The 10272-nt window shown below is 72.1% G+C and carries 12 protein-coding genes; 7 read left to right on the top strand and 5 right to left on the bottom strand.

Annotated elements, in window-relative coordinates:
• Positions 1-577: YflT domain-containing protein (locus DW309_RS02180; protein WP_136044421.1), on the bottom strand; the 577-nt coding region annotated here is incomplete at its 3' end.
• Between the two features lie 85 nt (positions 578-662).
• Between DW309_RS02180 and DW309_RS02175 the strand changes: the two genes are divergently transcribed.
• The 4 genes from DW309_RS02175 to DW309_RS02160 are packed head-to-tail and all read left to right on the top strand — an operon-like array spanning position 663 to position 4083.
• A complete protein-coding gene (locus DW309_RS02175; RefSeq protein ID WP_136044420.1) occupies positions 663-1928 on the top strand; it encodes a magnesium transporter MgtE N-terminal domain-containing protein in 1266 nt (421 codons plus the stop codon).
• Positions 1928-2452 (top strand): DUF1003 domain-containing protein, encoded by a 525-nt coding sequence (locus tag DW309_RS02170; protein ID WP_136033189.1) that lies wholly within the window; start codon positions 1928-1930, stop codon positions 2450-2452. The genes DW309_RS02175 and DW309_RS02170 overlap by 1 nt, the downstream gene beginning before the upstream one ends.
• Positions 2449-3570, top strand: a complete 1122-nt coding sequence (locus DW309_RS02165) for an Mrp/NBP35 family ATP-binding protein (RefSeq protein WP_136033192.1) — start codon at positions 2449-2451, stop codon at positions 3568-3570. Before DW309_RS02170 ends, DW309_RS02165 begins: the two co-directional genes overlap by 4 nt.
• Positions 3571-3588: 18 nt before the next feature.
• A complete protein-coding gene (locus tag DW309_RS02160; protein WP_136035377.1) occupies positions 3589-4083 on the top strand; it encodes a YcxB family protein in 495 nt (164 codons plus the stop codon).
• 9 nt (positions 4084-4092) lie between these two features.
• Here DW309_RS02160 and DW309_RS02155 read toward each other — a convergent pair whose 3' ends face one another.
• On the bottom strand, positions 4093-4467 hold the full coding sequence (locus DW309_RS02155; protein ID WP_136033195.1) for a twin-arginine translocase TatA/TatE family subunit: 375 nt from the start codon (positions 4465-4467) through the stop codon (positions 4093-4095).
• Between the two features lie 90 nt (positions 4468-4557).
• Here DW309_RS02155 and DW309_RS02150 point away from each other — a divergent pair, with 90 nt between their 5' ends.
• Positions 4558-5196 (top strand): O-methyltransferase, encoded by a 639-nt coding sequence (locus DW309_RS02150; protein WP_136033197.1) that lies wholly within the window; start codon positions 4558-4560, stop codon positions 5194-5196.
• An 89-nt stretch (positions 5197-5285) separates the two neighbouring features.
• Here the strand turns inward: DW309_RS02150 and DW309_RS02145 are convergent, their stop codons facing one another.
• The 3 genes from DW309_RS02145 to dapE form a co-directional block, all read right to left on the bottom strand.
• Positions 5286-5459, bottom strand: coding sequence for a DUF3117 domain-containing protein (locus DW309_RS02145; protein ID WP_136033199.1), 174 nt, complete (start codon positions 5457-5459; stop codon positions 5286-5288).
• Positions 5460-5553: 94 nt separating this feature from the next.
• Positions 5554-6771, bottom strand: coding sequence for a hypothetical protein (locus tag DW309_RS02140; protein WP_136044419.1), 1218 nt, complete (start codon positions 6769-6771; stop codon positions 5554-5556).
• Entirely contained in the window at positions 6753-7826 is a 1074-nt protein-coding gene (gene dapE / locus DW309_RS02135; protein WP_136033202.1) for a succinyl-diaminopimelate desuccinylase, read from the bottom strand. Before dapE ends, DW309_RS02140 begins: the two co-directional genes overlap by 19 nt.
• A gap of 66 nt (positions 7827-7892) precedes the next feature.
• Here dapE and dapD point away from each other — a divergent pair, with 66 nt between their 5' ends.
• Positions 7893-8846 carry a 2,3,4,5-tetrahydropyridine-2,6-dicarboxylate N-succinyltransferase gene (gene dapD / locus DW309_RS02130; protein WP_136033204.1) on the top strand — a complete coding sequence of 318 codons (954 nt, stop codon included), beginning with the start codon at positions 7893-7895 and terminating at the stop codon, positions 8844-8846.
• A gap of 237 nt (positions 8847-9083) precedes the next feature.
• Positions 9084-10272 (top strand): DEAD/DEAH box helicase (locus DW309_RS02125; RefSeq protein WP_136044418.1); only part of this gene is annotated, 1189 nt, incomplete at its 3' end.

Genomic DNA, 10272 nt, shown 5'->3' with positions numbered 1-10272 from the left:
CCGGAGCAGCCGGGGGTGCGGGAGCGGGCGCGGGGGTACCGGCGCCCGGGGTGATGCGCTCCCCATAGCGCGGCGGCTCGTCCAGGTTCACGGGCGGGCGCACCGGAGCGACCCGCGTGGCACCGAGCACCTGACGGGCCTTGGCCAGCGACGCCGCCTGCACCGTGACCTCGTAGTGATCGGCGGCGAACTGCGTGACGCTCGCGAAGTCGCGGCGCCGGCGGACGATCGCGTACGTCACGAGGCTCAACAGCATGCCGACCGCGACACCGATGAAGACGAATCCCACGAACAGCTGGATGGGGACCTCGGGGTTGCCGAGCACCAGGATGGCCGACAGGAAGAGCCCGATCAGCACGCCGTTGATCGCGCCCGATCGGGCGGCGGCGGCATAGCCGAGGCGCCCCGTCACCCGCTCGACCGTGCGGACGCTCTGCCCGACGATCGCGATGTCCCGCGCCGGCACCTCTCCGGCGATCAGCTTCGACACCGTCTTCTGCGCGCTCTCGTAGTCGCGCATCGAGGCGACGATCTCGCCGGTGTCCGTGCCGTTCGCTGGGCGATTAAGCATGCTCATCAAGCCATTCTTCCATGCCGTGCTCACGGCCGCCGCGGATGGCGTGCGGCCGCCGCGGGCCAGACCCCCGGGATACGCTGGACGAGTGAGCACACAACGGGTCTTCGCCGCGCGCCTCGCAGGGTGCGCCGTCTTCGATCCCGTCGGCGACCGGCTCGGCAAGGTCCGGGATGTCGTCGTCGTGTATCGAAGTACCGCGGCCCCCCGTGTGATCGGCCTCGTGGTCGAGATCCCCGGCCGCCGCCATGTGTTCCTCTCGATCGGGCGGGTCACCTCGATCCGGTCGGGGCAGGTCATCACCACGGGCCTCATCAACGTGCGCCGCTTCTCACCGCGCGCCGGTGAGGTGCGGGTGCTCGCCGAGATGCTCGGGCGCCGCGTAAGCCTCATCGACGGCAGCGGCACCGCCGTCATCGAAGACGTGGCGATCGAGCCGAACCGTCTGGGCGAATGGGCCATCAGCCAGCTCTTCCTGCGGCGACCGAAGACCGGGGCCTCCCCCTTCGCCAAGGGGCCGACGACGTTCGCCGCCTGGAACGAGGTCGCCGAGGAGCGGGCGCCGGGCGAGGCGCAGTCCGCCGAGCAGCTCGTCGCGTCGTACTCCGAACTGCACGCCGCCGACCTCGCCAACACCCTCCTCGACCTGCCGCAGCAGCGCATGATCGAGGTCGCCGAAGAGCTCTCCGACGACCGTCTCGCCGACGCCCTGGAGGAGATGCCGGAGGACGAGCAGGTGCACATCCTCGACCGGCTCGGCGACGAGCGCGCCGCGGACATCCTCGACCAGATGGAGCCGGACGACGCCGCCGACCTGCTCGCACAGCTGCCGCCCAACCGCCTGGAGCAGCTGCTCGAGCTGATGGAGCCGGAAGAGGCAGAGGACGTCCGGATGCTGCTCCGCTACGGCCCCGAGACGGCGGGCGGTCTGATGACGCCGGAGCCGATCATCCTCTCCGCCGACGCGACCGTGGCCGAGGCCCTGGCGCTCATCCGCCGTCACGAGCTGCACCCCGCCCTCGCCGCCGCGGTGTTCGTCACGCTGCCCCCGTTCGAGACCCCGACCGGACGCCTGCTGGGCCTCGTGCACTTCCAGCGGATGCTGCGCTACCCGCCGCACGAGCGCCTCGGCGCCATCCTCGACGACAGCCTCGAACCCGTCCCGGTCACGGCCTCCGCGGCCGAGGTCGCCCGCATGCTCGCCAGCTACGACCTGGTGTCGCTCCCCGTGGTCGACGCCGCCCACCGCCTCGTCGGCGCCATCAGCATCGACGACGTGCTGGACTACCTGCTGCCCGACGACTGGCGCACGCACGACAGCGACGACGCGTCGCCCACGACGGGGGCGCGCTGATGGCGAGGATGAGCCGGTCGACGCCGCGCCTGGACGCACCGGGGCGGGGAACCACGCGCCCCCGCACCACCTCCCGCGACCGCTTCGGACGGTTCACGGAGTGGGTGGCCCGGGCCATGGGCACGCCCGCCTTCCTCGTGATCCTCAGCCTGTTCTGCATCCTCTGGATCGGGTGGAACACGCTCATGCCGCACCACCTGCGCTTCGACGATGCGGCCCTGGGGTTCACGGCGCTCACGCTCATGCTGTCACTGCAGGCCTCGTACGCCGCCCCGCTGATCCTGCTCGCGCAGAACCGGCAGGACGACCGCGACCGCGTGCAGATCGAGCAGGACCGCCAGCGGGCCGAGCGCAACCTCGCCGACACGGAGTACCTGGCGCGGGAGATCGTGGCGCTGCGCATGGCGCTCGAGGAGCGCAATTCGCAGGCGGTCACCCGAGACGTGCTGCGCCAGGAGCTGAAGGCGCTGCTGGCCGAGCTGAACGACGCCGAGGACGAGCCGGCGGGCGGCGCGACCCCATGACCGCGGCCGACAGCGTCCGCAGCGCCGTCTCCGCCGTCACGGACCCGGAGCTGCGACGCCCCATCGGTGAGCTCGACATGGTGCGGGACATCGAGGTCGACGGCACCGTCGCGCACGTCGGGATCGCGTTGACCATCGTCGGGTGCCCCGCCGCTGACCGCATCGAGCGGGATGTCCGCGCCGCGGCCGCCGCGGTGCCCGGCATCGAGACCGTCGAGGTGGACGTGGGGGTCATGACCCCCGCCGAGCGGAAGGCGCTGACCGAGAAGCTGCGCGCCGGTCGCCCGCCGCGCCACATGCCGTTCGGACCCGAGTCGCTCACGCGCGTGATCCTCGTGTCCAGCGGGAAGGGCGGCGTCGGCAAGTCCACCGTCACCGCGAACCTCGCGGTCGCTCTCGCCCAGCGCGGGCTCGCGGTCGGCCTCGTCGACGCCGACGTGCACGGGTTCTCGATCCCCGGTCTGCTCGGCATCCCCGCCGGCACGCAGCCCACGCGCATCGACGACCTCATGCTGCCCCCGGTCGCGCACGGCGTGAAGGCGATCTCGATCGGGATGTTCCTGCGCGACGGCGAGTCGGTCGTCGCGTGGCGCGGGCCCATGCTGCATCGGACCGTGTCGCAGTTCCTCACCGACGTCTTCTTCGGCGACCTCGACGTGCTGCTGATCGACATGCCGCCCGGCACGGGAGACATCGCGATCTCGATCGGTCAGCTGCTCCCCCACGCGGAGGTCCTCGTGGTGACGACGCCGCAGGCGGCCGCATCGGAGGTGGCGATCCGCAGCGGACTGGTGGCGCGGCAGACCGGACAGCGGGTGATCGGCGTGGTCGAGAACATGGCGGCGTACACGCTCCCGGACGGCACCGTGGTCGACCTGTTCGGCGCGGGCGGCGGGGCGGCGGTCGCCGAGGCCCTGTCGGAACCCGGCTCCCCGGTGCCGCTGTTGGCCTCGATCCCGCTCAGCCCCGCGCTGCGGCGGGGCGGCGACGTCGGCGACCCCGTCGTGATCGCCGAGCCGGACGACGCGGCGGCGACCGCCATCCGCACTCTGGCCGCACAGCTCGGACGACAGGGACGCGGCCTCGCCGGTCGACCGCTGCCGATGTCGATCTCCTGACCCGTGGAGGATGCCCGGATGCCGCACCGCTCCGTGACCGTGGACGAGAGACTGCTCCGTCACATGGCGAGGGACGCCGCGATCTACACCCTCACGCGCCCGGTCGCCATCGTCATGTGGCTGGCGCTGGCCGCCGCCCTGATCATCGGCGTGCTCAACCTCACCGCGACCGCGCGCGCCGGGCAGGAGACGTCCGCCATCGTGGCCTTCACTCCGGCGGTCGCGGTCGCCCTCGGCCTCTATGCGGTGCTGCTGTCGGTGTCCAGCGCGCGCCGTGCGGTGCGGGCCGCCATGCCCGTGGAGAGCGTGGTGTGGGTGGCGCTGGAGGACGACCGGCTGCAGCTGGGCAGCGACCGGCGGCGCTCCGAGATCCCCTACTCCGAGTTCCAGCACGTCCGCGTCGGGCGCGACGCCGTGCTGCTCAAGGTGCGCGATGCCGCGGTCGCGACCGCGATCCCCCGCGTGCTGCTGAGCGACGACGACATCGCGCGCCTGCGATCCCGCGTCTCCTGAGCCGTCGGGTCAGGTGGCCTCGGAGTCGAACGGAGGACGGTTCTGCGCGTCGAACACCGGCGGCGCGGTGCGCGGGGCCACCGGTTCCGCGATGGTGGCGGCGACCGCGGCCGGGGTCGTCGGCTGGGGCTCCTCGAACAGGGCGTCGCGGATGATGCGCCGGGGGTCGTACTGCCGCGGGTCGAGCTTGCGCCAGTCGACGTCGTCGAGCTCGGGGCCCATCTCCTCCCGCATCCGCGACTTGGTGTCGCGCAGGTACTCGCCGGCCTTGCGGACGAGTCGCGCGAAGCTCTCGGCCGCACGGGGAAGACGTTCGGGTCCGATGATCAGCACCGCGATGAGGCCGATCAGCAGCAGCTTCTCGAAGGTCAGACCGAACGTCATGTGACCAGGCTACCGCCGCGCCTGCGGAGTCTGCGCGCAGACAGCCCATACCCTGGAGGCATCACCCACGCAGGCAGGGAGAGTCAGGCCATGAGCGAGCACGACGCCAACGCGCGCTTCCTTCGAGAATCCATCGTCGAACCGGATTCCCTCGCGAGGGCGCGCGCGCACGCGGTCGAGCTCGGTGCCGCCCCGGTGAGCGCCGCGGTCGGTTCGCAGATCGCCGTGCTCGCCGCCGCTGCGGGGGCGCGGTCGATCGTCGAGATCGGCACCGGTGCCGGCGTGTCCGGCCTCTGGCTGCTGCGCGGCGCCCCGCAGGCCGTCCTGACCACGATCGACAACGAGCCGGAGCATCTCGCCGCGGCACGCCAGGCGTTCGCCGACGCCCGCGTCCCGTCCACCCGCGCCCGCCTCATCACGGGTCGCGCGAGCGACGTGCTCCCCCGCATGAACGAGTCCTCCTACGACATCGTGCTGGTCGACGCCGACCCGGAGAACGTGATCGAGTACGTCGAGCACGGTTTGCGGCTCGCACGGGTCGGCGGGCTCGTGCTCGTGCCGCGCATCCTCGCCGGCGGTCGCGTGGCCGACCCCGTGCAGCGCGACGACGTGACCTCCGCCTACCGCTCGCTGGTGCAGGCGACCCAGGAGTCCTCCGCGGTGCTGGCCACGGTGTCGCCGGCCGGTGAGGGACTGCTGCAGCTGGTGCGCCTCGACGACCAGGACTGACCGCGGGCACGGGGCCGGAACAGCGAAAGAGGGCGATGGATCCGCGGATCCATCGCCCTCCTGGTTCCGCACGAGCGGACCCGGTTCGATCAGGCCGGCGTCACGACGGCACCCAGCACGTCGTGGAGCTCCTTCGCTTCGGCGTCGTTCACGGAGACGACCAGGCGGCCGCCACCCTCGAGCGGAACGCGCACGATGATGAGTCGTCCTTCTTTCACGGCCTCCATCGGTCCGTCTCCGGTCCTCGGCTTCATCGCTGCCATCGTGGCTCCCTTTCCTCCGGTGGTATGGAACGAGTTTATCGGGTGACACCGCGCCGTGGACGTCACGCCGACACAATCCCGTTCTCCCGCGCGATCAGGGAACCTGCCAGAACGTGCTGCCGAGCGCATACACGTTGTAGATCCACACCCACTGACCGAGCAGGCACAGCACCAGCACGCCGAGGCGCCAGGCGCGCGACCGGGGCACCGCGACCGCGCCCCACGCCGGGCTGAGCGGCAGCAGCAACCGGAACGTACTCGACTGCGGGAAGAACACCGCCAGCAGGTACAGCAGGTAGCTCGCACTCCACAGGCGCAGGTCCGCACCCAGTGCCCGCACCGGGCGGGCGAACAGCAGCGCGAGGGCCGCGGCCACCACGAGCAGCACGAGCGCGACGGGTCCCCCCGCGGCGGGAAGCCCCCACAGCGAGAACCAGAACTGCGACGCCTGCACCCACCCCTCGAACGGCACGAAGCCGTCGACGCCGCCCACGATCCAGTGCCGGCGCCAGGCGAGCTCGGTCGCGAGATACGCCCCGGGGTCGCCCGTGACGACGGCGGCGATCACCTGCCACGCGAAGCCGGTCGCGACGGCGAGCGCGCCGGCCGCCACGATGTGCACCACCTCGCGCAGCGCGAGCGGATCGTCGCGGCGGTGGATCCAGCGGAGGATGCCGTGGAGGCCGAGGTACAGCGCGAACGCCAGAACCCCGGGTCGCGTGAAGCCCATCACCGGGATCAGCAGGTACAGCCACGCGTACTGCCGGCGGATCGTCGCGTCCAGGGCGAGGAACAGCAGCAGCAGGAACAGCGTCTCCGCATAGCCCACCTGGAACATCGCGGCCAGCGGCCCTGCGGCGAAGAACACGACCGCCCAGAGCGCGGCCCCGCTGCCGATGCGATCGCGCAGCAGGCGGTGCAGCGCCAGGCAGGCCAGGTAGCCAGCGACGAGGGCGAGCACGAACGCTCCCGCTCCCCAGGAGCCGAGCACGAAACCGAGCGCCTTCGCGGCGTATGCGAACACCGGCATGAACGCCCACGCGTTCTCGGCGACCTCGCCGGCGTCGGTCAGCGGCAGCTCGCTCGGATACCCGTGGACGGCCACCTGCCAGTACCACTGGGCGTCCCAGCCGAGCACGAAGTCGATCAGGCCCGCGTCACCGCCGAAGCGCGAGAAGACGGTGGACAGCGACGCCGCCGCGATCAGGAACCCCGTCGTCACGACGCGCGCGCCGAGATAGATCAGGCCGATGCGCAGCGGAAGGGGAAGCCGGGCCCAGCGACGTGCCGTGCTCAGTGCGAGGTGAGCCATGCCCGCAGGCCCTGCTCGACCGCCGCGATCTGCGCGAGCGGCACCCGCTCCTCGTCGTGGTGGGCGAGGTGGGGGTCACCGGGGCCGTAGTTCACGGCGGGGATGCCCAGCGCCGAGAAGCGCGCCACGTCGGTCCAGCCGTACTTCGGTCGCGGCTCGGCGCCCACCGCCGCCACGAAGTCCCGCGCGATGTCGGCGTCCAGCCCGGGGCGTGCCCCCTCGGCCGCATCCGTGATCTCCACGTCGAACCCCGCGAGCACCGCGCGCACGTGGGCCTCGGCGTCGGCGGCCGACTTGCTGGGCGCGAAGCGGTAGTTGACCTCGACCTCGCACGCGTCGGGGATGACGTTGCCCGCCACCCCGCCGGCGATGCGGACGGCGCTGAGGCTCTCGCGGTACAGCAGCCCCTCGACCGGGACCTCCCGAGCGCGGTACTCGGCCAGACGGGTGAGGATGGGCGCGGCGCGATGGATGGCGTTCTCGCCGATCCACGCCCGGGCACTGTGGGCGCGGACGCCCGAGGTACGCACGATCGCCCGCAGCGTGCCGTTGCAGCCGCCCTCGACCTCGCCGTTCGACGGTTCGCCCAGGATCGCGAAATCCGCCTGGAGCAGGTCGGGACGTGCCGCCGCCAGCAGCGCGAGCCCGTTCTTGGTCGCCTCGACCTCTTCGTTGTCGTACCACATCCACGTGATGTCGACCGCGGGGTCGGTCAGCTCGGCCGCGAGCTTCAGCTGCACCGCGGTGCCCGCCTTCATGTCGACCGTGCCGCGCCCCCACAGGTAGGGCTCGCCGTCGACCTCGATGTCGCGCGTGGGAAGGTTACCGTTCACGGGCACGGTGTCGATGTGGCCGGCGATCGCCACGCGACGGTCTCGGCCGCGGTCGGTGCGGGCGACGATCGTGTTCCCGTGCCGGATGACCTCGAGGTGCGCGAGGGGGGCGACGGCCTGCTCGATGGCGTCGGCGAGCGTCTTCTCGTCGCCCGAGACGCTCGGGATGTCGCAGATCGCGCGGGTGAGGGCAGCAGAGGACGCGGTCAGATCGAGCACCATGCCCTCAGCCTACCGACCGTCGTCATGCGGGCGGAGGCCCGGGTCGGCCCGCGATACCGTGGAGGTATGAGCGACGCGAGAACTGTGTGGGGCATCGGACTGACCACGACCGCCGGCGACGGCACCGTCCTGGACGCCTGGTTCCCCGAGGTGCGCACCGTCGCCCCCTCGACCGAGGACGCCGCGGCCGCGGTCGACGCCCTGGTCCCGCTCGCCGGGCCGGACGAGCGCCGCAACGTGACGGTCGAGGTCGTCCAGCTCCAGGTCGACCTCGACGCCGCCCCCGCCTCCACCGCGGACGCATACCTGCGGCTGCACGCGCTGTCGCACCTGGTCGCACGCCCGAACGAGCTGAACCTGGACGGCATCTTCGCCCACCTGCCGAACGTGGCCTGGACGAACGCCGGACCTGTCCTGCCGTCCGACGCGGCCCGTCTGCGCCCGCAGCTCCAGCGGGCGGGCATCCAGGTGCAGGGGCTCGACAAGTTCCCGCGCCTGACCGACTACGTCCAGCCCGCCGGTGTCCGCATCGCCGACGCGTCCCGCGTGCGCCTCGGCGCCCACCTCTCCCCCGGCACCACCGTGATGCACGAGGGCTTCGTGAACTTCAACGCCGGTACGCTCGGCGCCTCCATGGTCGAGGGCCGCATCTCGCAGGGTGTCGTCGTGGGCGACGGCAGCGACATCGGTGGCGGCGCCTCCATCATGGGCACGCTCTCCGGCGGCGGCACGCACCGTGTCTCGATCGGGTCGCGCACGCTCCTGGGCGCCAACGCGGGGATCGGCATCTCGCTGGGTGACGACTGCGTGGTCGAGGCCGGGCTCTACGTCACGGCTGGCACCAAGATCGTGCTGGCCGACGGCCCGGTCACTCCGGACGGCGGCCGTCCGACCGTGAAGGGCGCGGAGCTGTCCGGCCGCGACGGCCTCCTGTTCCGCCGCAACTCCCTCACCGGTGCAGTCGAGGCGGTCCAGCGCGCCGGCGTCGGGGTCACGCTGAACGACGCGCTGCACGCCTGACACCGGGCATGCGGCCTCCGGCATGCCGCCACTGGTAGACTGACACCGCTGCTCGCGCCGCCGGCCGGTCAGCATCGTCGTCGTCTAGGGGTCTCCGAGGACCGAAGCGAGCGCCTGGCGCTCCCATCACCAGCCCGAACTGGCCATACGTACGGCGAACGGACGCGCGATCCGCCGCGTCCTCGCCCACCTCACCCCACTACCGCGCCCCTGTCGGGCGCTGACGGAGTTTTCTGCATGCCTTCCTTCCTCGATCTCGGCGTTCCCGCCGAGCTCGCCGCCGTTCTCGCCGCCTCCGGCAAGACCGAGGCGTTCGCGATCCAGCGCGACACCCTTCCCGATTCGCTCGCCGGCCGTGACCTCCTCGGTCGCGGACGCACCGGCAGCGGCAAGACCATCGCCTTCGCCCTTCCGCTCGTGGCGCGGCTCGCGGCCTCGGGCACCAAGCGCCGCGCCGGGCTCCCCCGCGGCCTGGTGCTCGCGCCGACCCGAGAGCTCGCGACGCAGATCGCCGCCACCGTCGCCCCGCTCGCCGAGGCCGTCGGGCTCCGCGTCACCACCGTGTTCGGCGGTGTCAGCCAGCGTCCGCAGGAGAAAGCGCTGCAGGGCGGCGTCGACATCGTGGTGGCCTGCCCCGGTCGCCTCGAAGACCTCATGAAGCAGCAGGTCGTGCGTCTGAGCGCGATCGAGGTCGCGGTGCTCGACGAGGCCGACCACATGGCCGACCTCGGCTTCCTCCCCGGCGTCACCCGCATCCTGGCGGCGACGCCCGCCGACGGTCAGCGCCTGCTGTTCAGCGCGACCCTCGACCGCGGCATCGACACCCTCGCCCGCCGGTTCCTCTCGAACCCGGTCAGCCACGAGGTCGATGAGGCGAGCGTGCCCGTGGGCGAGATGACGCACCGCGTGCTGGTGGTCGACTCTACCGAGAACAAGACCGTGCTCGTGCGCGACCTGGCGTCCGGCACCGGCCGTCGCATCCTGTTCACGCGCACGAAGCACCAGGCGAAGAAGCTCGCCAAGCAGCTCACGGCCGCCGGCATCCCCGCGGTCGACCTGCACGGCAACCTCTCGCAGAACGCGCGCGAGCGCAACCTCGGCGCGTTCTCGACCGCTCCGGAGGACGGCGGGGTGCGCGTGCTCGTGGCCACGGATGTCGCGGCGCGCGGTGTGCACGTCGACAACGTCGACCTCGTGGTGCACGTCGATCCGCCCGTCGAGCACAAGGCCTATCTGCACCGCTCCGGCCGCACCGCGCGTGCCGGCGCCGCGGGCACGGTGGTCACGGTCGTGCTCCCCGAGCAGCGCCGCGACGTGAAGGACCTGCTGCGCAAGGCCGCGATCTCGGCCCCGCTCGAAGAGCTCACCCCGGCCGCGGTGACCGAGCTGGTGCCGGAGCGCGCGCCGCACGTGCGCCCCGAGATCA

This window comes from Microbacterium sp. K41, assembly GCF_004794395.1.
GTDB classification, from domain to species: Bacteria; Actinomycetota; Actinomycetes; order Actinomycetales; family Microbacteriaceae; genus Microbacterium; species Microbacterium sufflavum.
This window is presented reverse-complemented; position numbering and strand designations above follow the sequence as displayed.